Here is a 22,795-nt window from a genome sequence, read left to right as displayed (position 1 = left end):
CCCGGTCAGCCGCCGGGCCGCTGCGGCAGGTTGTGCAGCGCTGCCACCAACGGCGCGAGCTCCGGGAGCTGCTCGGCTTCGACCAGCGCCTTCTCCAGGGCTTCGTCGTGGGTGGGGCGGGCCTGCTCCCACAGGGCCCGGCCCGCGTCGGTCAGCTCGGTGTAGATGCCGCGGCGGTCGTCCTTGCACAGGACCCGGGTGAGCAGCTCGCGGTCTTCCAGCCGGTTGACCAGCCGGGTCGTCGCGCTGCCGCTGAGCGCCGTGGCGCGGGCGAGCTGCTGCATCCGCATGTGCCAGCCGTCCTGCCTGCTCAGGGCGTCCAGGACGGTGTACTCGACGACCGACAGCCCGTGCCCGGCCTGCAGCGCCTTCTCCAGCGCGGTTTCGAGCGCCCCGTGGAGCGCGGCGAGCGTGCGCCAGCCGTGCGCCCGAATCTCGACGGCGTCGTCGGCGATCCCCACCGCACACCTCCCGTGATGCGTACCTCCTACGACTATAGCAGCTTGCGCGGTTATGAAGCGTGTGCAAGCATTTATCGCGCGCCTGCAACTATCTGTGCACCTTGCGTCGACTCGCGCCTCTGCCGCCAGGGCACCCCGGCCAGCACCGACCTGCCGACCACCCCGATCGCAACGAAACCACTCCCACCCAACGGATCTAAACGCTCAGCTCCGCTTGAACAGCACGTACGCCTCGACCCAGCCCTTCTCGTTCGGCACCACCGAGAACCGGTCGAGCTCCCAGCCCTCGTCCTCGATCGCCTCGATCCGCTCCGACCACGGATCGATCGCGTCGTCCTTGCTGCCGGGCAGCGCCACCAGGCGAACGGTGAACCGCCGCCGCTCAGCTTCGAGAGCGGCGGCGGCCATCGCGCCGAGATCGGCCTTCGAGTTCTGGAAGAATCCCATTCCCCCATTCAACCCCAAATGCCCCGAAATACTCGAAACGGGTCAGTGGTCGTCGTTGCGGAAGAAGAGCTCTTCGAGATGATCCGCGGTTTCCGCGACGAAGTTCAGCGGATCGGTGAACTCGTTGATGTCGAGGTTCAGCAGCGGCAGCGAATGCCGGAGCACGACGTGGTCCCCGATGATCAGCGCCCCGCACACGACCGAGGTCTGCCCCAGCTCTTCCAGCAGTTTCCGCAGGTTGACGCTCTCGGCCAGGCCGATCACCGACACGACCTGCACCCAGTCCTCGCGGCCGTCGAGCCGCTCGTGGCAGACGATGACGATCTGGCTCCGGTCGTCCTCGTACTCGACGAGGAGCCGGATCTCGTCCTCGCTGTCCTCGATGATCCGGTACTCGGGCTCGCCTTCCTCCGCCTCACCGGGGACGACCCGGTATTCGGTCCGGACGAATTCGAGAAGGTCTTCCCAGGTCGCCACGATTCCTCCCAGCAATCGGCCGCGAACCGGCATGGATTTCGACGGCGATCTTGCCACGCCGCCCCACCGCGCCGACCCTTTTTCCGGCCGGGAGCAGCCGAACGCGTTATTCGGTGAGCAAGGGCAGCGAAGTCGCGCCGATCATGTCCGTGCCCGGCATGAGGACCGGCGGGTTCGCCGGATCCGTGCGCAGCGCCGGGAAGCGGTCCAGCAGGATGTTCATCGCGATCCGGCCCTCCAGCCGGGCCAGCGGCGCGCCCAGGCAGAAGTGGATGCCGCGCCCGAACGCGATGTGCGGGTTGGGGTCGCGGGCCGGGTCGAAGGCCTCCGGATCGGCGAACACCCGGTCGTCGCGGTTGGCCGCCCCGAGCCATACCGAGAGCACCTGGTCCGCGGGCACCCGCCGGCCGCCGACCTCCGTCTCGGTCATCGTCGCCCGGTAGGTGAGCGCGAACGGGGTCAGCAGGCGCAGCGATTCCTCGATCGCGCCCGGCACCAGCGCGCGGTCCGCACGCACCCGCGCCGCCTGCTCCGGGTGCGCGTCCAGGCACATCACCGTGTTGCCCAGCAGCATGGTGGTGGTGATGTGCCCGGCGCCCAGCAGGAGGTTGGCGAAGTTCACCACCTCGTTGTCGGTGAGGCGTTCACCGTCGACCTCCGCCTGCACCAGCTGGGTCAGCAGGTCCTCGCGGGGGTTCCGCCGCCGCTCCGCGGCGTGCTCGAGGAAGTAGTCGAGAATCTTCCGGAAGCTTTCCAGCCCGGCGTTCAGTTCGCGCTGCTGCTCCTCGCCCTGGTCGACGACCGAGAGCTGCTGGCCGCCGCCGACCTGCTCCTCCACCCACTGCCGGAAGAGATCGCGGTCGCTGCTGGGCACGCCCAGCAGTTCGGCGATGACGATCACCGGCAGCGGGTAGGCGAGATCCGCGACCAGCTCGAACCGGTCCCGATCGGCCACCGCGTCGAGCAGTTCGTGCGTCAGCGCGGCGATCCGCGGTTCGAGGTCGGCCACGATCTTCGGGGTGAACGCGTGGCTGACCAGCCGGCGCAGCTTGCGGTGGAACGGCGGGTCCATCTGCGTCAGGTCGCCCTCCAGGAAGGCCGGGTCGAGATCGACCGGCACGAGCCGCGCGACGTTGGAGGAGAACGTCTTCGGGTCGCTGAGGATTTCGACCGTCTCCGGATGGCCGTAGACGTTCCACACGCCTCGCTCTTCGTCGAAGTCGACCGGGCTCGCCGGTTTCTCTCCGCGCAGCCAGAAGTGCTGCGGGTCGACCGCCATGCGGGCAGCATCGATTATCACGGGTATTTCCCTTTCGTCGGGATAAAAGGAAAAACAGGTGCGTCCGATCAGGACCGGCACCAGGCCGGAGCGAGGGCAGCAGGAAGCGCATCCGCGTGAACATCGGCCCGTCAAGGGCCGGAATCGTGGCGCAAGACCTCGGTCCTGGCGAAGGTCACCGCCGGAAAGTACGGCGGCGTGGTGCTTTTCGGGGCTATCCGCCCATCATTCGTCGACGAGCGAGGAGCGGCGCACGATGATGTCACCGCTCACGGTGCTGGCGCGGACCTCGACGGTCTCCTCCGCGTCTCCCGGCGCGTCGACGCTGTCCAGCGAGTTGTGCACGCGACCGATCGTGGTGTTCAGGTCCAGGTACGCGGCGGTCCCTTCGCGGATACCGACCTCCAGCTCCCCACCGACACGTCCAGCTCGACCGTGCCGCGCGCGACTTCGCCGATCCGGATGTCGCCGTTGGCGGTCTTGGCCCGGACGGAGTCGCGCGCCTTCTCGACGGTGATGCCGCCGTTGGCCGCGCTCAGCCGCGCTTCACCGCCGATCTCGCCGATCCGGGTCTCCCCGTTGGAGTTCTTGAACACCCCGGCACCGTCGACCCGCCTGATCCGCAGCTCGCCGGACCCGGTGGCGGCCTCGGCCGGGCCCGCCACGTGGTCGACGGTGACCGCGCCGGTGGCGGTCTTCGCGTTCAGCGGGCCGGTGGCGTCGAGCCGGATGGCGCCGACCGAGGTCCGCAACCGGCACTCGCCGAGCCGTCCCTCGCCGCGGAAGTCCCCCTGCGCCGACTCGCCGCGCACCTGCGACCCGGTCGGCAGCTCGATCAGCACCTCGACCGATCCGCCGTCGCGCGGGCCGTAGTGCCGCCACCGCTTCTCCGTCTTGACCAGCAGCTCGCCATCGGAGAACTCGACGCGGGTCAATTCGACCGCCCGCACGTCGGCCTTCCGGGACGGGTCGGTCGGCCGCACGTCGACGACGGTGTCGGCCCGGTCGGCGGCGACGATCCGCACGTCGCCCAGGACGACGTCGATCGTGGCGGAAATCGGCTCCGGAGTGTCGAAAGTTGACATGGCTGTCCCCTCAGATCGTGTTCGGTGAGCGTCCTCGCTGGTAGGACGTGTGGTGTGTACGGGTCGGAGCGCGCCGCTAGCGCGCCCACCCGGTGTAGCGCTGCCCGCGCCGGCCGGTGCCGCGCCCGGCGGGCCGCTCGACGGGTTCCACCGCAGCGGCGGCGGCCCGGACGAGCCACGCGTTGACCGACAAGCCTTCTCGCCCGGCGGCTTCCTCGACGCGGGCCTTGAGCCTTTCGGGCATCCGGACGTTGATCCGCGACATGGCGCCTTCGTCGGCCTCCAGGACCGGCCGGACCTCCGCCGGCGCGCTCTCGGCTTCGTCAGCCGCCGCGCCGTGGGCCACCGGTGGCGCCGTCACGACGAATTCCGGTTCCCCGCTGCGGAACCGCAGGTCCACGGATCCCGGCGCGAGTTCGCGGGTGATCTCGTCGGCAGCCGAGGACAACGCGTCCAGCAGCGTCAGCCGGAGGGCGGACTCCAATGGCGTCGTGAGCCGCTCGGCGAGCTCCCGGGCATCGTCGCCACCGACTTCGGCGGCGACGGCCAGCTCCCGCCGGATGCCGTCGACATACACCCCAATATCCATGGCGCCATCATGGCACCAACGTGGCACCAGCGCAACCATCCATGGCACTCGGCGCGGCACGGGCCCGGGTCCGCGACCGAGAACGATCAGCGTTTCGGCTGGCTGACGCCGCGCAGGCGCGGCGCGGCACCCAGTGGCATCAGGCCCCAGGTGAACACCCGGTGCGCGCTGGTCACCCGGGCCCATCATCGGGCGCGGCGTCAGGCGCCGGCGGTTGGCCGCACGGACGCCGACGACGGGCGCACTTCGTCGGCCGCATCCGGTTCTACTGGGCCGTCTCGCTCACCCTGGCGAGCGCGACGCCGCCCACGATCAGCGTGAGCGCGAGGCGCAGATCTCGGTCCACGCCTGCCCGATCGGCGGCACCGGCTCTGCGGCGAGGTCGCGGTGGACGTAGTCCTGACTGGGGTTGGCGGACTGCCAGGCGAGGGCGAAGCGCTCGGTGAGCGCCCGGGAGAACGAGCGGCTTCGCGCGCTGGTGTCGAGGTGGAGCAGCATGGTCGACTCCTTCACGATGGAGGACATCGCGAACGCAGCCGGCGTGGGACGCGCGACCTTGTACCGCCGCTACCCGGATCGCGCATCCATCGCCACGGCCCTGCTGGACGAGCACGAGCGGGCGCTGCAGGAGAAGTTGCTGCGCGGCGACCCGCCGCTGGGACCGGGCGCGCCGCCGGCCGAACGCCTGGCGGCCTTCTACGAGGCCATGGTCGACCTGCTGGAACGGCACATCCACCTGGTCCTGGGCACCGAAGTGGGCAGATCCCGGTTCGAGACGGGCGCCCACGGGTTCTGGCGAGCGCACGTCCGCTCGCTGCTCGCGGAATCTTCCCTGGCAGACCCGGAATCCCTGACGGACTCCCTGCTGGCGCCGCTGGCCCCGGAGGTCTTCCGGCACCAGCACGAAACCCTGGGGATGGAGGCGAAGCGGATCAAAGCGGCCTTGGCAGCATTGGCCCGCAGAATCCTGTGAGGACAAAAGCCCTTGCAGGGAGCGTTTTTCATCCTGGTCGGCCCGCAGTCGCGGGTCGCAAAGCTGCACGTCGATGGGATGTCGCATGCGCCGCAGGCGCATAGCCCACCTACGACACTGGCACCGCCGCGGGTTCACGGTGCCCACCCCTCCGGGGTTCCCTCGGCGAGGACGGCCCCTCCGCCGTGGACCAGGGAGCCTCTGAGGTTCCGCTACCCGCACCGCCACCCAAAACGAGGTTGAAAAACCTCAGGGCAAGTGAAATCAATGCGACGAGGTCGCACCTCAGTCGGCGAGGAGGTGCTCCCGGCCGAACATGGTGGCGGCGGCCCGGGCACTGGGCGTCCCCGCGTCGAGGTCCGCGCCGGCCTCGCGGAGCACGGCCACCACCTCATCTGCGCCCTTGAACAGCGCACCGGCGATGGGCGCCTGGTCGCGCTCGTTGCGCAGGTCGGGATTCGCGCCGCGGTCGAGCAGCGCGCGCACGGTTGCGGCGTGCCCGTGGTAGGCCGCGAGCATGAGCAGGGTGTTGCCGCCCTGGTCGGCCACGTCGACCGGGAGTCCGTGGTCGACGAACTCCGCGAGCTGCGCGGTTTCGCCTTCCCGGGCCAGGTCCATGGCGATCGCCACGACGCGCTCGGTCTGCTCCGGGGTCAGTCCACCGTGGCTCATCAGCAGCTCTTCCTGATCACGTCTGGGAATTCCGGTTCCGGGACAGGAACGGCGGCCACGGCTTCCCGTGGCCGCCGTTCCTGCTGTCCAGGTCGAAGACCTAGGCGGCGTCAGCCCTTGCTCGCGGCCAGGGCCTCGATCGCCTTGCGGACGCCCTCACCGTAGGCCGCGTCGGCCTTGGTGCAGTTGGCGATGTGCCGCTCGATGGTCGCCTGCGAGGCGCCGTCGATCGCCCGCGCGGTGTTCTCGAAGAGCACCTGCTGCTGTTCCGGCGACATGTTGCGGAACAGGATGCCGGGCTGCTCGAAGTAGTTGTCGTCGTCTTCGCGGTAGTTGAACCGGTCGGCGACGGCACCCACGGCCTGCACCGGGTCGCGGTAGGAGGCCTGCTCCTGCCAGCGGCCGTAGGAGTTCGGCTCGATGCCCGGGGTGGCGCCCTGGTTGCCGTCGACGCGCATGGCACCGTCGCGGTGGTAGGAGTTCACCGGGTTCTTCGGCGAGTTGACCGGGATCTGGTGGTGGTTCACACCCAGGCGGTACCGCTGGGCGTCACCGTAGGAGAACAGCCGGCCCTGCAGCATCTTGTCGGGCGAGAAGCTGATGCCCGGCACCACGTTCGCCGGGGTGAACGCGGCCTGCTCCACGTCGGCGAAGTAGTTGTCGGGGTTGCGGTTGAGCTCCCACTCGCCGACCTCGATCAGCGGGTAGTCCTTCTTGGACCACACCTTGGTCAGGTCGAACGGGTGGTACTTGTACGTGTCGGCGTCGGCCTCCGGCATGATCTGCACGTACAGCTTCCACTTCGGGAAGTCGCCGCGCTCGATCGCGTCGAAGAGGTCGCGCTGGTGCGACTCGCGGTCCTTGCCGATGAGCTCCTCGGCCTCGGCGTCGGTCAGGTTCTTGATGCCCTGCTGGGTGCGGTGGTGGAACTTGACCCAGAACCGCTCGCCCTCGGCGTTGATGAAGCTGTATGTGTGCGAGCCGAAGCCGTGCATGTGGCGGTAGGACGCCGGGATGCCGCGCTCCGACATCACGATCGTGACCTGGTGCAGCGCCTCGGGGAGGTTGGTCCAGAAGTCCCAGTTGTTCTCGGCGTTGCGCAGGTTGGTGCGCGGGTCGCGCTTCACGGCGTGGTTGAGGTCGGGGAACTTCAGCGGGTCGCGGAAGAAGAACACCGGGGTGTTGTTGCCGACGATGTCCCAGTTGCCTTCGTCGGTGTAGAACTTCAGCGCGAAGCCGCGGATGTCGCGCTCGGCGTCGGCCGCGCCGCGCTCGCCGGCGACGGTCGAGAACCGGATGAACAGGTCGGTCTTCTTGCCGACCTCGGAGAAGATCTTCGCCTTGGTGTACTGGGTGATGTCGTTGGTCACCGTGAAGGTGCCGAAAGCACCCGAGCCCTTGGCGTGCATCCGGCGCTCCGGGATGACCTCGCGGTCGAAGTGCGCCAGCTTCTCCAGGAACCAGACGTCCTGCAGCAGCATCGGGCCGCGCGGACCGGCGGTCAGGGAGTTCTGGTTGTCAGGGACCGGCGCACCGGCCACCGTGGTCAACGGTTTCTGGTTGTTCTCGGGCAAAACTCGCTCCTCGGTGGTGGGATGTTGACTGGCTCACTCGGCACGGGAGAGACAGTCGGGGCAGATGCCCCAGAAGGTCACCTCGGCCTCGTCGAGCACGAATCCGTGCGGGTCCTCGGTGTGCAGGCAGGGCGCCTCGCCCACAGCGCAGTTGACGTCGGCGATGGCACCGCAATTTCGGCACACCAGATGGTGGTGGTTGTCGCCCACGCGCGTCTCGAACCGGGCGGGCGAACCGGCCGGCTCGATGCGACGGACCAGGCCCGCCTCGGTCAGCGCGCGCAGGACGTCGTAGACCGCCTGGGTCGACACCGAACCGAGCTCGCGGCGGACCGCGGTCGCGATGGTGTCGGTGTCCGCATGGGGATTGTCCGAGACCATCGTGAGCACGGCAACCCGCGGACGGGTCACCCGCAACGACGCCTCCTTGAGGAGGGCGACGGCATCGATGGACGGCATGTACCCATACCTACCAGCTTTTCTGGAACGAATCAAATAAAGACTCGCGCGACGCCCCTCCGGCAACGGCGAAGAACCCCGCGCGCCAGCCCCGCACCCAGCTCGACCTGGCCAAACGGACCGAACATGCCCGAAGATCATAATGACCCGTACGAGTGACGGAGGGCTGACGAGTGGGTGTCTACGTGTCGATCAGAGGCTGGCTGGAGTGCGACCAGAAGCAGCTCGCCGCCATCCGGGAGATCATCTCCGCGCACGACGACGACCACTACTCCCACGGCTGGGGCCTGCCCCAGCGGCATTTCAACTGGACCTGCTACGCCTTCTACGGCGGCGACGTCCGAGAGCTCGCGGCGAGCTGGCTGCTCGACCAGCTCACCGAGATCGCCCGGGTCCCCGCCTCCGACGAGGACGGCGACCGAGTCCGGGGCCTGTTCCTCGCGAGCCACGAGATCGACGGCACCAGCGAATGGCAGATCCGCGAAGGCCGAGTCCTGATCTCGCCCGCCGACGACCGGCACCGGTACCTCGACGTCTAGCCGTCCCTACAGGCCCGTCACGGGCCAGGTGACCGCGCCCCACCCGTCGACGCGCACGTCGGCCCGCCGAGCAGTGCCCTCGGCCTGGTAGACCGCGCGCTCGGCGGCCATCCAGGCGTGCCAGTGGCCGCGCGCGTCGTCGCCGTCGCGCTCGATGCCGCGATCGAGGCGCTCCGCGTCCTCGGCCTCGACCCACACCAGGAGCGTCGTGAGGTCGGCGAACCGCCGCGCTCCCGCCCCGCAGCCCTCGACGACGAGGTAGGGCGCGCGCGGAACGTCGTGCCACTCCGCGAACGCGCCGGCGTCCCAGTCGTACCGCTGGTACCGACCGTCCCGGCCGGCGGCCAGCGGATCGAGCACCTGCTCACCGAGCCGCTCAACGCCACCGGCCATCCCGCTCCACCCCTCGTACAGATCGTCCATGTGCACGACCTGAGCGGGCAGCGCCTCCGCGAACTGAGCGGCGAGCGTCGTCTTGCCCGAACCGGCGGGCCCGTCGACGACGACGAGCCGCCCCTCCCCGCCGGAAGGACCGAGCCGGGGAGAACCGTCGCGCGCCCACCGCACGAGCCCGGCCAGCACAGCAGACCCAACACTCAACGAAAGAACCCCAACCAAAACCAGCCGGACGAAACCACCGGAGTATCACGGATCCGAAGCGCCGCCGGACCGCCGGGCACCGCGGAGTCAGAGGTCCGGCAGCGGATCCTGCGGAAGGTCCTGCGGCGACGCGATTTCCGCGTCGGCGGCGTTGACCACGGCGACGTACTCGTCGTCGATCTCGTAATCGACGCCGTCCAGGCTGAAGTACGGCGTGGTCTGCGTGCTCACCGGGCCGAGAACGGTGTTGCGCGGAAGCCGCGCGACGACCGACTTCGGCACCTTCGTGGACCAGAAACCGGTCGACAGCACGGTGACGGCCGCGCGGCTCACGACGACCAGAACGCTCGACTGAACGCTCATCGGAATGGTGGCGGGAAAGACGTACCGGATCTCGTCGCCCTCGTCCAAGAAGGCGCGGATTCGCTCGCGAACGGCCCCGGAAACAGGCATACCGGAAGATTACCAACGCCGGCCCTCCGGAAGGCCGCCTTCGCGAGTCGGTCGCGACGGCGTAAAAACCGTTGCGGCACGCGCTCATCGCGGTGCTAGCCTGCTCGGCATGTCTGGCGCTTCTGCCGCGGCCGCGGCCGCCGTCACGAGGACGCTCCGCTAGCGGCGGTGCTCTCCTAACGCTCCGCCGCTCCACGTCTTGGACCGGAGCGGCCTCTTCGTGCTGCTCAGATTCCTCTCGGAAATCGGAGCACCCTCTTGACCTCGGACATTTCCAATCCACGCCGGGCTGACATCCGGGCGTGGTCCGTTCTCGGCTGCCTCGCCACGCTGCAGTTCCTCATCGCCATCGACGTGACCGTGGTGAACGTGGCGCTGCCGTCGATCGGGGCGGGCTTGAGCGTGAGCGCCCGCGAGCTGACCTGGGTCGTCGTCGCGTACACGATCACCGGCGGCGGACTGCTGATGCTCGGCGGCCGCCTCGGCGACGTGCTCGGCCGACGACGCGTCCTGATCGCGGGGACCGCGCTCTTCGGGGCCGCCTCGCTGCTCGCCGGCCTCGCGCCGTCGTTCCCGTTGCTGGTGGTGGCGCGGCTTCTGCAAGGCGTCGGCGAGGCGCTCGCGCTGCCGGCGTCGATGGCGACGATCGTCCTGATGTTCCCCGAAGGCCCTCGCCGCTCTCGCGCGCTGAGCGTGTGGGCGGCGGTGGCGAGCACCGGCCTCGTGGTGGGATTCGTGCTCTCGGGGATCATCACGGAACTCTACGGTTGGCGGTGGATCTTCCTCGTCAGCGTTCCGTTCGTCGTGCTGGTGATCATCGGCGCCATCGCACTCGTCCCCGCGGACAGTGCCGTGGCACGCGTTCCGCTCGACCTGCCGGGTTCGTTGCTGCTGACGCTCACGCCCCTGCTGTTCGCGTTCGGCGTCATCGAGGCGGGCGAGGGCGGCACGGCCCCGTGGATCACGGCCGTCGTCCTGATCGCGTCGGCGGTGTCCGGGGCGCTTTTCGTCGTGGTGGAAAAGCGATCGGCGGCGCCGCTGATCCCGCTGACGTTCTTCCGCAACAAGACGCGGGTCATGGCCAACCTCTCCACCGCGCTCCTCAGCGCGGCGCTGTCGACGTCGTTCATGCTGTTCACCCTCCATCTCCAGCAGCGCGCCCTCCTCACCCCGCTCGAGGCGGGGCTGATGCTCCTCCCGCTGGCCATGTCGCTCGTCGCGGCTGCGACGTTCGTGCCTCGACTGCTGGAGCGTTGGGGCGCCAGGGCGTGCGCGGGAGCCGGGATCGCCTTGACCGCAGCGGGAATGGCGGCGATCGCGATCCCGTCGTCCGGCGGAGCAGGCGCGGCGGCGACCATCCCGGCGATGGTGCTGATCGCGGCGGGCATGGGCTTCGGCCTGGTCGGGCTGCAGTACGCGGCGGTCACGGGCGTGACCGAAGACGATGCGGGGGTGGCATCGGGAATCCAGCGGGCGGCGGACCAACTCGGTGGCTCAACGGGAATCGCCCTCTACATCGGCATCGCCTTCGCCCCAACCCTGGCAACGAGCATCGACCCCTTCGTCACGGCAAGCGCGCTCGCCGTCGCAGGACTGGCGGCGGCCTGGCTGATCACCCGACGAATCACGATGCCCGAGCCGGAGAAAGAACCAGAAGTCGGCTAAACCCTAAACCCCCGACAGGCGTGAAAACCGCCTGAAAAAGCGGTCAGGGCCGGCGCAAACCCGCACCGGTCCTGACCTGGCTCACCCCAGCAGACGCTGCGACCGCCAGTTCCCAACGCGCGGAGCCTTCGAACCCGGTCTGCTCGTTCTCCGCCAAGGTCGCCCACGACGTGGTCCGAGCGCTGCTAGCCTCGATCTTCAGGTAGGGCAGTCGGAGGGTGACGATGGCGTCCGATGAGAACCCGGCACCGCAGATGCAATCCGCGAGCAACGAAATGACCGCGCTGGTCGGCGGTCACGTCATCCAGGCCGGCACCATTACCGGTGACATCAACCTGGGCGGTTCCGACCGGCCGGCCGCTCTGCCCCGCCAACTCCCGGCGGCACCGCGGCTCTTCACTGGTCGGGTCCGCGAGCTGGTGCAGCTCACCGAGATACTGCGCTCCCACGCGGACGACAGCACGGTGATGATCACGGCGATCAGCGGCAGCGGCGGAATCGGCAAGAGCTACCTCGCGATTCACTGGGCGCACCAGAACGCGGACCGGTTCCCCGACGGCCAGCTGTACGTGAACCTCCGCGGATTCGACCCTTCCGGGACGCCGGTGCACCCGTCGACGGCGGTGCGCACGTTCCTGGAGGCATTCGGCGTTTCGCCGAGCAATCTGCCCGCCGATCCGGAAGCGCAGGTGGCCCTGTACCGGACGCTGATGGCCGGGCGCAGGATGCTCGTCGTCCTGGACAACGCCCGCGACGCAGACCAGGTGCTGCCGCTGATACCCGGAAGTTCCGGTTGCGCCGTGCTGGTCACGAGTCGCTACCAGCTCGCCGGGCTCGTCGCGGTGTACGGCGCTCATCCGCTGTCGGTGGACGTGCTCAGCGAATCGGACTCGCACGACCTGCTCGTCGGTCACCTCGGCCGGGAACGCGTCGATCGGCATCCGGAGGCGGTCTCGAACCTGCTGGACCACTGCGGCGGCCTGCCGCTGGCGCTCGGCATCGTGGCGGCCAGGATCTCCCTGCAACCGGAGATTCCGCTGGATGTGCTCGCCGGGGAGCTCCGCGAGGAATCCAGTCGGCTCGACGCTCTCGATGCGGGCGGCCCCGGGGTCGACCTGCGTGCCGTGTTCTCCTGGTCTGCCCAGGCGCTTTCGCAGCCGCAGTCGCAGGTCTTCAAGCTGCTCGGGCTCGTGCCGGGCGCCGATCTGAGCTCGGTCGCCGCTGCCAGCCTCATTGGGCTCCCGATCCGCCGAACGCTTGGCCTGCTGCGCGATCTGGAACGCGCGAACCTCGTGCACGCAAGCGCCTCTGGTCGTTACCGGATGCACGACCTGGTCAAGCTCTACGCCGCCGAAGAGGCTGAACAGCTCGAAGCCGGCGAGGAATGGGACCGGGCGCTCGAGCGGCTGGTGGACTTCTACCTCCACACGGCCTACGACTGTTCCCGGCAGCTGTACTCCCGCACCCGGGAACTCGTCTTGGAGCCTCCCGAGCGCGGCAGCCTTCCGCTGACGGCCGCCGATTCTTCCGAATCAGCAGAATGGTTGGCCGCCGAGCACGGCAATCTGCTCATCGCGGTGCGGAACTCGGTCGATCACGGCTGGTACGTCCGGGCGTGGAACCTCGTCGAGGCGCTGGACACCTACCACCGGCGCCGGGCCTACATCCACGAGAACCTGATCAACTGGCGGTCCGCGCTCGTCGCGGCCGAGCAGCTGGGCGACGCCGGGAAAATGGTGCTGGCCCACCGGAATCTGGGCGACGCGTACAGCAGGGCCGGCCGCCACGACGACGCGGTGCACCACCTGCAGCACGCCCTCTCGTCGTCGGAAGCGACCGGCGACGAACGGGGTGCCGCCCACACCCACCAGGTTCTCGCGCTGGCCTGGGAGTCTCACGGCGAGAACGGGCATGCGTTGGAACACGCGCAACGCGCACTCGAGATCTACCGGCGGCTCGCGGATCCGACCCGGACGGCCACCTCGCTGAGCCAGGTCGGGTGGTTCAGCGCGCAGCTGGGGCGCTACGACGAGGCACGAGATCGCTGTGCGGAAGCGCTCGCGCTGCATCGCAGTTCCGGCTACCAGGAGGGGGAAGCCCACGCGCTCGACGGTCTCGGGTACATCGCCCACAACACGGGCGATCACCTCGCGGCGATCGACTACTACCGCGAAGCGATCGAGGTGTTCCGCGCATTGGGCAACGAGTACTGGGAGCCCAGCGCTCTCGACCGACTCGCGGAAGCGCATGTGGCGCTGGGGCGGCGGGCACGTGCCCGGGAGCTCTGGCAGCAGGCGCTCGAGCTCTACCGATCGCAGCTGCGGATGCTCGACGTCGCGAAGGTCCAGGAGAAGTTGTCGGCCCTCGACGAGGGCTAGCGAGGTTCATCGATGCCTGTTGGGTTGGTTCGCATGGGCAAAAGCTGGATCGCATACATCGACGTCGACGGAACGCTGCTGGATTCGCAGCTGAACCTGAGTCCGCGCGTCCGGGCGGCAGTGGACCTGGTGCAGGAGCGCGCGGATATCGTGATCGCATCGGGCCGGTCCACGGCCGCGTGCTTCCGGATCGCCCGCGAACTCCTCGAATTCCCGACCTACGTGATCGCCTCCAATGGGGCGGTCGTGGCCGAATGCGCGACCGGTGGAATCGCATATTCCGCTTCTTTCCCGGTCGGCGCGGCCGAACACGTCCTCCGCCTGGCGGATTCCGCGGATTGCGCCCTGTGGGTGTACCACGCGACCACCTGGTACGTCGCCGCGGAGCACGCCGGAACGGTGGCGCTCAGCAGATCGAAGTCGGTCCCGGAGTACGTGGACTCGATCGGCGAGCGGTTGGCCGGCGCGGTCAAGCTGATGATCGTCGGAGCACCGGAGACCGTTCGGCTTCTTCACCGGGCGCTGCGGGAACGGCAGGACCTCGTCTCGTTCGTCTCGTACCCGGATTACCTGGAAGTGATGCCGGCCGGGGTGTCCAAGGCGACGGCGGCCAGAGTGGTCGAATCGCTGGTGCAGCCGCGCACGGGAGTGCGCACCCTGGCCATCGGGGACGGAGTCGCGGACGTGCCGCTGTTCTCCGCGGTGGACTACTCGGTCGCGGTCGCCAACAGCAGTGTGGAGGTGCGCAGCGCGGCCGGCTACCTCGCGCCCAGCAACGACGAGGACGGTGTTTCCGTAGCCCTACGCGCATTGGTGATGGGTGAGATCGCGGCCCGGTCCGTACTGCGGCGGAACTAACGATCACTACCCGCCCGGACTAGGGCCGATGAGCAATTCCCCGCTATGCTGCATGCTGCGATATTCATCATTGCGGGCACTGGTTCCACGCCTCAAGATGAGCGATATTCTGGAGGATTTCATGATTGTCATCGCCGGTGACGCCCACGCCGGACCCGCATTGGTCCGAATTCGGGAATTCCTGGAAAATGCCGGTTCCGCGTTCGAGGAGTTCGGTTACCGGGATGGCGAGAACCCCTCGGCCAAACTGGAGGAGTTCATCCCGCAGGTGGCGAGGCCCGTGCGCGACGGGGAGGCGACGAGCGGCGTGCTGGTGTGCGGAACCGGCGCCGGCGTCGAAATCGGCGCCAACCGGTTCCCGGGGGTTCGGGCGAGCCTCTGCATGACCCCCCGGTCCGCGGAGTGGGCGCGCGTCTACGACGACGCCAACGTGCTGTGCCTCTCGTCGTGGGCCCTGGACGAGATCGACCTGGAGAAGATCCTGTCGAGCTGGTACCAGGCGTCGTACGACGGAGATGTGGCTAGGCGGGCCATGTTCGACGCCTTCGACTCCTGGAGCGTCGACGCCTAGCACTCCACCGGTTCCCCGGGATGTGCTCGTGACCGGCAGCAGAAGGCGGAGAGCGGATGGTGTTCTCGGTTGTAGCTCCCACGGTCAAACATCTTTCGCTCTTCCGCGACGACCTGTGGAAAGAGCAGCGGTCGCTGGAAGTGGTCGTCGGGGACAGCGGGACTCGGGTGTTGCGCAAGCACTTCTCCGAACGCAGGCAGGCTGATTCGGAGGTCCGCTACCTGAGCGTCGCGAGCGAGTTGGCCGGCGGTTCCACCCCGTCGGTCGTCGGTGTCGCCGACAACTACGTCGACCTGCGGTACGTGGAAGGCATCCGCGTGTACAACGTGCTTGAGCTGCTGCGCGAACTGGAGGGGGTCGACGACCGCGCGAACCGGCTTCGAAGTCTCCTCGTCGAACGTTGCGCGGCGTCCTGCGCGGCTTTGCAGGAGGTGCTCGTACGAGATGCGGGGCGCGGGTACGCCGCCCCGAAGTTGTACCCGGTGCGGCAAAAGCTGACGACCCTGCTGGCGATCATCGACCACGGCCTGGGGCTCGGCCTGGACATGGTCGCGATCGAAACCGAGGCGCGGTGGGCGGAGGACTGCCTGCGGCAGGTGTCCTGCCTCGTCCCGTTCCGCGACGCGGCACCGAAGAACCTGATACTCGAGTGGCCCGAGATGTGGCGCGGCCGAAAGTCGGTGGAGGAGCAGCGCCGGTCGGTGCAGGACTTGGTGGCGAACTGGTCGCCGGGCGCGGGTTCTCCGTTCGAATCGAATCCCATCGTGCACGTGGACTTCTCCTCGTGCGGCGAGTTGACGGTCCCCGAGGACGATCCGATCAGCCTGCTGGTCCACGAATCGACCTGGATGGGTGAAATCCCCGGCCGCGACCGGCTTTGCTGGCTACCGCACGACCCGGACGCGACCCGCTTGGCCGTCGGCCTGCTGGTCCGCCTGTACCGGCTCGGCGGACGCCGGCTCTGCTACCTCCTGGTGCACAAAACCGGCTACCGCAGGAGGTACGCGCACGAGTCGGTCGAGTTCTACTTCCGCGCACTGCTCCTCGCGGCGGACACCGCATGCCCTGAGCTGAAGTCCTTGTTCCCCGCGATATTAGGTGCCGCGGAGGCGATCCTGTCCCGCTTGTCCGGAAAGTTGTCGATAGCGCACGACTGGTTCGACGCCGCCTACGAGCCACCGCCCGGGAAGTACTACCGGGACGTATTCCCTTATTAACGCAACCCATGCGGCGCCGCCGATGGCCCACGACTTCGGGCGGTGCGAGTCACCGGCCAGTCACCGGAGAAGGACCGGAGGGCCGGTCACCTGGTACTTCTCCTCGGCAACCTGTCCTCTGAACCGGGTGGATTTGATCCAGAGGACAGGCCCGGAAGGCGCTTTCCCCGTTCTACCGGGTCGTCCAGGTGACCGGCAGTTCGTGGACTCCGTAGATGTTCATGTCGGTCTTGAGCTTCACCTCGTCGGTGGGGATGGCGAGCTCGAGGGCCGGGAAACGGCGCAGCAGCCCGTCGAAACCGGCGCGCATCTCGATGCGGGCCAGTTGCTGGCCGAGGCATTGGTGGATGCCGTGGCCGAAGGACAGGTGACCGCGGGCCTTGCGGTGGATGTCCAGGGCGTCGGGGTTGTCGAAGCGCTGGGGGTCGCGGTTGGCGGCCAGCAGCGAGACAACGACGGTCGATCCCTCGCGGATCGTTTCACCGCCGAGTTCGATGTCCTCCGCGGCGTAGCGGTAGAAGACGTCGGCGACGGACAGGTAGCGCATGAGTTCTTCGACGGCATCCGGGAGCAGATCCGGGTTGGCGCGGAGTTCGGCCAGCTGCTCGGGGTGCTCCAGGAGGGCGAAGGTTCCCAGTGCCAGCATGTTGGCGGTGGTCTCGTGGCCCGCGAGCAGCAGCAGGAAGGCTGCGCCGGTCAGCTCCTCGATGGTGAGGTCGTCGTGGCGGGCCAGGTCGGACAGGATGTCGTCGCCGGGTTCGGCGCGTTTGCTCGTGACCAGTTCGGCGAGGTACGCGTTCATGGCGCCGATCGCAGCCACCTTCTCCTCTAGCGTCTGGTCCTTGACCATGAACTGGGAGGAGTTGGCCTGGAAGGTATCCCGGTCCGCGTAGGGGACGCCGAGCAGTTCGCAGATCACCAGCGAGGGCACCGGCAGCGCGAACTCCTTGACCAGGTCGACCGGCGGGGCGAGTCGCGCCAGCTCGTCCAGCTGCCGCTCGGTGATGGCGATGATCTGCTCTTCGAGCATCTTCATGCGCTTGACGGTGAAGGCGCCGGTGAGCTTGCGCCGCAGCCGGGTGTGGTCCGGCGGGTCCATGGCGACGAACAGGCCCGGCATCTGCGGGGAAGGTTCGGTGGCGACGGGCATGCCGGGGGTCTCGTACGGCACGTGGATCACGCCGATGTCCTGGCGGGAGCTGAACCGGGTGTCGGCCAGGAGCTGGCGGACCGCCTCGTAGCCGGTGACGAGCCAGCCCTCGTGACCGTCGGGGAAGAGCATGGGACTGACCGGGCGAGCGTCGCGCAGCCGGGAGATTTCGCGGGGCGGGTCGAAGGGGCCCGCGTTCCGCTCCATGGGGAGGCCCTGCGGGATGGGAACCGCTTGAGTCATCGGTCTTCCTTTCGTGGCGGTCGTTGCAGCCACGATCGCCGCCGGACCTGACATGCGCCTGACACGGCTCTGACACCGACCATGACGGAAACGTCTCCTGCGTCGCGTCAACAGGCGGAGGCCGGCCCGTCGCCCATGGCAAAATCAGCCAGGTGCAGATCGGGATGCTTGGCTCATTCGAGGTTCGCACGGATGACGGCGTCCTAGCCGACGTGCCGGGCGTCCGGTTGCGCGGGCTGTTGGTCGCGCTCGCGCTCGAACCGGGTCGCGTGGTCCCGAAGTCGACGCTCGTCGACTGGATCTGGGGTGAGAACCCGCCCGCCGACGCGGCGAATGCCTTGCAGCGCTTGGTTTCCCGGCTGCGGAAGGCGCTACCGGAAGGGTCGGTCGAGGGACAGCCGAACGGCTACCGGTTGAGGGTGGAACCCGACGCCGTCGACGCCGTGCGGTTCGAACACCTCGTCGCCCACGCCCGCGACGATGCGGATCCACGGGGGGTGCGGCGGCTGCGCGAGGCCCTGGCGCTGTGGCGCGGTGCGGCCATGCAGGACGTCGGTCTGGCCGACAGCGCAGCGTTCGACGCGGCGGTCACCCGGCTCGAAGGGCTGCGCCTGGCAGCCATGGAGGATCGGTTCGATGCGGAGATCAGCCTCGGCCACGGTGCGGAGCTGGTCACGGAACTGACCGACCTGGTGGCCGCGCATCCGGTGCGGGAACGGCTCGTCGCCGCGTTGATGCGCGCCCTCGTCGCGACCGGTCGCGACACCGAGGCGCTGCTCGTGTACGAGCGCACGAGGGAAACCCTGGCCGACGAGCTGGGCGTCGACCCCTCACCGGAGCTCTCCGGATTGCACGTCGCGCTGCTGCGGGGCGAGTTGGGACGGCCGGAGGAGGGCCGGAAGACCAACCTGCGTGCCGAGCTGACCAGCTACGTCGGCAAGGACGCCGACGTCGCCGCGGTTCGCGAACTCAGCACCGAACACCGGCTCACCACCCTGATCGGGCCGGGCGGCTCGGGGAAGACCAGGCTGGCCGCGGAAACCGCGCGCACGCTGCTCGGCGACCTGCCGGACGGGGCCTGGCTGGTCGAACTCGCGCCCATCGGCGCCGACGGTGACGTGGCGCAAGCGACGCTCGCCGCGCTCAAACTGCGGGATGCGCTGCTCGGCGACGCACCGGACGCGGAACCGACGGATCGGGTCATCGCCGCGCTCCGCGAGCGGGAGATGTTGCTGATCCTGGACAACTGCGAGCACGTGATCGAATCCGCCGCGGCATTCGCCCACCGGGTGCTCGGAGAGTGCCGGCGGCTGCGGATCCTCGCGACGAGCAGGGAATCCCTCGGCATCACCGGTGAGGCGCTGTGGCAGGTCGCGCCGTTGGTCCTCCCCGCGGAAGACGCCGACCCCGGGGAGATCGAGTCCGCTCCGGCCATCCGGCTGCTGCGGGACCGAGCCGGCGCGGTGCGCAAGGACCTCGCGATCGACGCCCGCACGATGTCGACCATGGCGCGCATTTGCCAGGCACTGGACGGGATGCCGCTGGCGATCGAACTCGCCGCGGCCAGGTTGCGCACCATGTCCCTCGACCAGCTCGCCAATCGGCTCGACGACCGGTTCCGCCTGCTGACCGGCGGCAGCCGGACCGCGCTGCCCCGGCACCGGACGCTGCGCGCGGTGATCGACTGGAGCTGGGAGCTGCTCACCGACGCCGAACGATTGGTCCTGTGCAGGCTCTCGGTGTTCGCCGGTGGCGCGAGCCTGGAAGCGGCCGAGCAGGTCTGCGCCGGCAATGCGGTCGAGCCTGGCGAGGTGCTCGAGCTGCTGACCGCGCTGACCGAGAAGTCGCTGGTGGTCACCGCGGGCGACCGGGCGACGCGCTACCGGATGCTCGGCACGATCAAGGAGTACGCCGAGCAGCGCCTCGCGGAGGCGGGGGAATCGGATCTGACGCGCCGTGCGCATCTCGCGTACTTCACCGAACTCACCGGAATCGCGGAGCCGCACCTTCGCCGCGCCGAGCAATTGGAATGGCTCGCCACGCTCGAGGCCGAGCACGACAACATCATCGCCGCGATGCGCGGTGCGCTCGCCGCCGGCGAGGCGGACGGGGCGATGCGGCTCGCCGCTACCGCCGGCTGGTACTGGTGGCTCGGCGGGCACAAGGTCGAGGGCAACGAGCTGATCATGGCGGCGATCGCCATGCCCGGCGAGGTGGCCGATGAGATCCGGGTCGTCGTGTACGCGCTTGCCACGGGGTTCATGACCTCCGGGCGGGAGAGCGACCAGTTCCAGGCGGCGGACTGGATCCACGAGGTGTACGAGATCAACCGACGCGTCCAGAGCCATCACCCGGCGGTAGGGCTCGTCGCCGCGCTGGAACGCCTGGTGCAAACGCCGGACGCGTACGTTCCGGCGTGGGAACCGCTGCTCACCGACGAGGATCCCTGGGCGCGCGCTCTTGCCCGGCTGCAGCTGGGCAAGATGCGGATCATGCTCGGCCACGGCGACCGGGATGCGGATGCTCATCTCGAGACGGCGCTCACCGAGTTCCGCGCGCTGGGCGAACGGTGGGGGATTTCGTTCGCCTTGACCGAGCTGGCGGATCGAATCGCCGTGCGCGGCGAGTTCGCCACTGCGTGCACGTACTACGAGCAGGCGATCGCGGTCGTCTCCGAGGTCGGCGCCGCCGAGGACGTGGTGCCGATGCGGTCGCGGCAGGCTCAGTTGTACTGGCTGGCGGGGGACGAGGAGTCGAGCGCGGCTGCCATGGCAGAGGCACAGCGGTCCGCGGAGCGGGTCGCCTGGCCGGGGGCGCTGACCGAGCTGGCCCTGTCGAAGGCGCAGTTCGCCCGCTGGAGCGGTGACGCCGAGCAGGCACGCCTGCAACTCGACGTCGCGACGGCGATGCTGGGTGATAACGCCGAGCGGGCGAACATCCGCGCGATGAGGCACGACCTGCTCGGTTACCTCGCCGAGGATCTCGACGAGGTCCGCGAACACCGCGCCGCAGCCGTCCAGGCGGCGTCCGAGGCGGGGACCCCACTCGGGATCGCGCAGGTGATCGTGGGGATCGCGGACCTGGCGCTGCGCCAGGAAGAGCACGAGCAGGCCGCGCGCCTGCTCGCGGCGAGCGCCGGCGTGCGCGGTCTGCCGGATCGTTCCCAACCGGATGTGGGCCGGATCGAGCAGGCCGCGCGAAGTCGCCTCGGTGACGCGAGGTTCACCGAGGCGACGCAGGAAGGCGCGCAGGCGAGCTGGCGCGAGTTGGTCGCGGTCACGCTCGCTTGTTGAACGTGGCGGACGCCCACAGGTACCCGACGACGGCGATCCCGACGCACCAGGCGAGGGCGGCGATCATGTCGCCGGTGGCCGGCGCGCCGTCGAGCAGCCCGCGCAGGGTTTCGATGATCGGCGTGAAGGGCTGGTACTCCGCGAATTCCCGGAGGCCGGGCCCCATCTTCTCCGCCGGCACGATCGCGCTGCTGAAGAACGGGAGCATGACCAGCGGCACCGAGGCCAGACCCGCCGTTTCCGGGGACTTCGCCGCCAATCCCAAGGCGACCGTCAGCCAGCCGGTCGAGAAACCGAGCAGCGCGACGACACCGATCACGCCGAGCCAGTCGAGGAGGCTCGCCGACGGGCTGAATCCCAGCAGGAAGGCGACTCCGATGATCGCCGCGATGGCGACCAGGTTGGTCAGCAGGCTGGCAACGACGTGACCGGTCAGCACCGCACCGCGGGGGACGTCCATGACCTTGAAGCGGTTGATGATGCCCTTGGTCATGTCGGAGTTCACCGACGTCGCCACGGACCCCAGCCCGTAGCAGACGGCCAGCAGGAGCATGCCCGGCGTCGCGTAGTCGATGTAGTCGACGCCGACGCTGAAGGCATCACCGAACATGTACACGAACATCAGCATGACCACGACCGGCATCAGGACCGCGTTGAACACCGAGGTCGGATTCCGGGCGATGTGCTTGAAGTTGCGGCGCAACATCACCATCGAATGGGACTTCATTCCGCGACCACCTCCGTGGTGTGGCCCGTGAGGGCGAGGAAAACGTCATCGAGGTCCGGCGTGTGCACGGTGAAGGCTTCGGCGCTGAGCGAGTGCTCGTCGAGCCTGTCCAGCAGGGCCCGCAACGACTTCGTCCCGCCGTCGCTGGGAACCCGCAGGGTCAGCGCCTCGTCGTCCCGCGTGGAGCCGGCGATGATCCGCGCGGCCGCGTCGAGTTCGGCGACGGTGGTGAACCGGAGCCGGACGTGCGTGCCGGGAATCTGGCGCTTGAGGTCGTCGGGAGTGCCCTGGGCGACGAGGCGGCCCTGGTCGAGCACCGCGATCCGGTCGGCGAGCTGGTCGGCTTCCTCGAGGTACTGGGTGGTGAGGAAGATGGTCACGCCATCGGCCACCAGCTCGCGGATGATCGACCACATCGTGCGACGGCTGCGCGGGTCCAGACCCGTCGTCGGCTCGTCCAGGAAGATGATCCGCGGGTTGCCGACGAGCGTCATCGCCAGGTCGAGCTTCCGGCGCATGCCCCCGGAATAGGCCGACGCGGGCTTCTGCGCCGACTCGACCAGATCGAAGCGTTCCAGGAGCTCTGCGACGATCCGCTTGCCGCCGTTGGCGGGGGCCTGGTTCAGGTCCACCATCAGCTGCAGGTTCTCCTGCCCCGTCAGCAGCTCGTCCACCGCCGCGAACTGGCCGGTGACCCCGATCGCCGCGCGCACCGCCTTGGCCTCGGTCGCGAGGTCGTGCCCGGCCACGTGGACCGTCCCGCCGTCGGCCTTCACCAACGTGGTCAGCACGTTCACCGTCGTGGTCTTGCCCGCCCCATTGGGTCCGAGCAGGGAGAAAACCGTGCCCGCACGGACGTTCAGATCGATGCCGTCGAGCACGATCTTGTCCTGGTAGGACTTCCGCAGCCCGGAAGCCGTGATCGCTGAATCCGTCATGCGATCACTGTCACCGGCCGACCTGACACCGGCCTGCCCTCGACCTGACACGGGTTCTGACACGGCGTGTGCGCCCGTTTGATCCGCCGACAGCTACGCCCTACGACCACCGGGCCGAGCAGGCGATCTGCCTGCTCGGCCCGGTGT

General features: G+C 68.8%; 23 protein-coding genes. 8 read left to right on the top strand and 15 right to left on the bottom strand.

Annotation, left to right across the window (positions count from 1 at the left end; genetic code table 11):
* Positions 1-5 precede the first annotated feature (5 nt).
* From E1288_RS06920 to E1288_RS06890, 7 genes are all read right to left on the bottom strand, one after another.
* Complete coding sequence (locus E1288_RS06920) at positions 6-461, bottom strand: MarR family winged helix-turn-helix transcriptional regulator (protein ID WP_132482383.1); 456 nt, start codon at positions 459-461, stop codon at positions 6-8.
* A 204-nt stretch (positions 462-665) separates the two neighbouring features.
* On the bottom strand, positions 666-908 hold the full coding sequence (locus E1288_RS06915) for a hypothetical protein (RefSeq protein ID WP_132482381.1): 243 nt from the start codon (positions 906-908) through the stop codon (positions 666-668).
* Between the two features lie 42 nt (positions 909-950).
* Positions 951-1,385, bottom strand: a complete 435-nt coding sequence (locus E1288_RS06910; protein ID WP_132482379.1) for a type III secretion system chaperone family protein — start codon at positions 1,383-1,385, stop codon at positions 951-953.
* 106 nt (positions 1,386-1,491) lie between these two features.
* Entirely contained in the window at positions 1,492-2,664 is a 1,173-nt protein-coding gene (locus E1288_RS06905; protein WP_132482646.1) for a cytochrome P450, read from the bottom strand.
* Positions 2,665-3,026: 362 nt separating this feature from the next.
* Positions 3,027-3,749 carry a DUF4097 family beta strand repeat-containing protein gene (locus E1288_RS06900; protein ID WP_328592441.1) on the bottom strand — a complete coding sequence of 241 codons (723 nt, stop codon included), beginning with the start codon at positions 3,747-3,749 and terminating at the stop codon, positions 3,027-3,029.
* Between the two features lie 76 nt (positions 3,750-3,825).
* On the bottom strand, positions 3,826-4,338 hold the full coding sequence (locus tag E1288_RS06895; protein ID WP_132482377.1) for a toxin-antitoxin system HicB family antitoxin: 513 nt from the start codon (positions 4,336-4,338) through the stop codon (positions 3,826-3,828).
* A 312-nt stretch (positions 4,339-4,650) separates the two neighbouring features.
* Entirely contained in the window at positions 4,651-4,836 is a 186-nt protein-coding gene (locus E1288_RS06890) for an NAD(P)H-dependent oxidoreductase (protein WP_132482375.1), read from the bottom strand.
* Between E1288_RS06890 and E1288_RS06885 the strand changes: the two genes are divergently transcribed.
* A complete protein-coding gene (locus tag E1288_RS06885; protein WP_132482373.1) occupies positions 4,835-5,311 on the top strand; it encodes a TetR/AcrR family transcriptional regulator in 477 nt (158 codons plus the stop codon). The genes E1288_RS06890 and E1288_RS06885 overlap by 2 nt on opposite strands.
* Before the next feature lie 285 nt (positions 5,312-5,596).
* Here the strand turns inward: E1288_RS06885 and E1288_RS06880 are convergent, their stop codons facing one another.
* The 3 genes from E1288_RS06880 to E1288_RS06870 all read right to left on the bottom strand — a co-directional run bounded on the left by E1288_RS06880 (position 5,597) and on the right by E1288_RS06870 (position 8,016).
* Entirely contained in the window at positions 5,597-5,983 is a 387-nt protein-coding gene (locus tag E1288_RS06880) for an ankyrin repeat domain-containing protein (RefSeq protein ID WP_132482371.1), read from the bottom strand.
* A 110-nt stretch (positions 5,984-6,093) separates the two neighbouring features.
* Complete coding sequence (locus tag E1288_RS06875; RefSeq protein ID WP_132482369.1) at positions 6,094-7,557, bottom strand: catalase; 1,464 nt, start codon at positions 7,555-7,557, stop codon at positions 6,094-6,096.
* Positions 7,558-7,590: 33 nt separating this feature from the next.
* The gene (locus tag E1288_RS06870; protein WP_132482367.1) at positions 7,591-8,016 is read right to left on the bottom strand and encodes a Fur family transcriptional regulator; all 426 of its coding nucleotides are present in this window, start codon (positions 8,014-8,016) and stop codon (positions 7,591-7,593) included.
* 173 nt (positions 8,017-8,189) lie between these two features.
* Here E1288_RS06870 and E1288_RS06865 point away from each other — a divergent pair, with 173 nt between their 5' ends.
* A complete protein-coding gene (locus tag E1288_RS06865; protein ID WP_132482365.1) occupies positions 8,190-8,555 on the top strand; it encodes a hypothetical protein in 366 nt (121 codons plus the stop codon).
* Between the two features lie 6 nt (positions 8,556-8,561).
* Here the strand turns inward: E1288_RS06865 and E1288_RS06860 are convergent, their stop codons facing one another.
* Positions 8,562-9,155 carry a uridine kinase family protein gene (locus tag E1288_RS06860; RefSeq protein ID WP_132482363.1) on the bottom strand — a complete coding sequence of 198 codons (594 nt, stop codon included), beginning with the start codon at positions 9,153-9,155 and terminating at the stop codon, positions 8,562-8,564.
* 87 nt (positions 9,156-9,242) lie between these two features.
* Positions 9,243-9,608: a hypothetical protein gene (locus E1288_RS06855; RefSeq protein ID WP_132482361.1), complete on the bottom strand. Its 366-nt coding sequence runs from the start codon at positions 9,606-9,608 to the stop codon at positions 9,243-9,245.
* A gap of 258 nt (positions 9,609-9,866) precedes the next feature.
* On the opposite strand from E1288_RS06855, the gene E1288_RS06850 reads away from it, so the two are divergent.
* From E1288_RS06850 to E1288_RS06830, 5 genes are all read left to right on the top strand, one after another.
* Positions 9,867-11,273, top strand: a complete 1,407-nt coding sequence (locus E1288_RS06850) for an MFS transporter (protein ID WP_235883387.1) — start codon at positions 9,867-9,869, stop codon at positions 11,271-11,273.
* Between the two features lie 224 nt (positions 11,274-11,497).
* A complete protein-coding gene (locus E1288_RS06845) occupies positions 11,498-13,651 on the top strand; it encodes an ATP-binding protein (protein WP_132482359.1) in 2,154 nt (717 codons plus the stop codon).
* A gap of 33 nt (positions 13,652-13,684) precedes the next feature.
* Positions 13,685-14,509, top strand: coding sequence for an HAD-IIB family hydrolase (locus E1288_RS06840; protein WP_165968017.1), 825 nt, complete (start codon positions 13,685-13,687; stop codon positions 14,507-14,509).
* A gap of 121 nt (positions 14,510-14,630) precedes the next feature.
* The gene (locus E1288_RS06835) at positions 14,631-15,080 is read left to right on the top strand and encodes an RpiB/LacA/LacB family sugar-phosphate isomerase (RefSeq protein ID WP_165968016.1); all 450 of its coding nucleotides are present in this window, start codon (positions 14,631-14,633) and stop codon (positions 15,078-15,080) included.
* Positions 15,081-15,136: 56 nt separating this feature from the next.
* Positions 15,137-16,297 (top strand): hypothetical protein, encoded by a 1,161-nt coding sequence (locus E1288_RS06830; RefSeq protein WP_132482353.1) that lies wholly within the window; start codon positions 15,137-15,139, stop codon positions 16,295-16,297.
* Between the two features lie 172 nt (positions 16,298-16,469).
* On the opposite strand, the gene E1288_RS06825 is transcribed toward E1288_RS06830, so the two are convergent.
* A complete protein-coding gene (locus E1288_RS06825; RefSeq protein ID WP_132482351.1) occupies positions 16,470-17,690 on the bottom strand; it encodes a cytochrome P450 in 1,221 nt (406 codons plus the stop codon).
* A gap of 152 nt (positions 17,691-17,842) precedes the next feature.
* On the opposite strand from E1288_RS06825, the gene E1288_RS06820 reads away from it, so the two are divergent.
* Positions 17,843-20,983 (top strand): BTAD domain-containing putative transcriptional regulator, encoded by a 3,141-nt coding sequence (locus E1288_RS06820; RefSeq protein WP_132482349.1) that lies wholly within the window; start codon positions 17,843-17,845, stop codon positions 20,981-20,983.
* On the opposite strand, the gene E1288_RS06815 is transcribed toward E1288_RS06820, so the two are convergent.
* Both E1288_RS06815 and E1288_RS06810 read right to left on the bottom strand, forming a co-directional pair.
* A complete protein-coding gene (locus E1288_RS06815; RefSeq protein WP_132482347.1) occupies positions 20,967-21,710 on the bottom strand; it encodes an ABC transporter permease in 744 nt (247 codons plus the stop codon). The two genes, E1288_RS06820 and E1288_RS06815, sit on opposite strands and share 17 nt — an antisense overlap.
* Complete coding sequence (locus tag E1288_RS06810) at positions 21,707-22,648, bottom strand: ATP-binding cassette domain-containing protein (RefSeq protein ID WP_132482345.1); 942 nt, start codon at positions 22,646-22,648, stop codon at positions 21,707-21,709. The genes E1288_RS06815 and E1288_RS06810 overlap by 4 nt, the downstream gene beginning before the upstream one ends.
* Between the last annotated feature and the right edge of the window lie 147 nt (positions 22,649-22,795).

It is taken from the genome of Saccharopolyspora elongata (genome assembly GCF_004348985.1).
GTDB lineage: Bacteria > Actinomycetota > Actinomycetes > Mycobacteriales > Pseudonocardiaceae > Saccharopolyspora > Saccharopolyspora elongata.
Note: the sequence above shows the minus strand (reverse complement) of the source record. Positions and strands in the feature narration are given on the sequence as shown.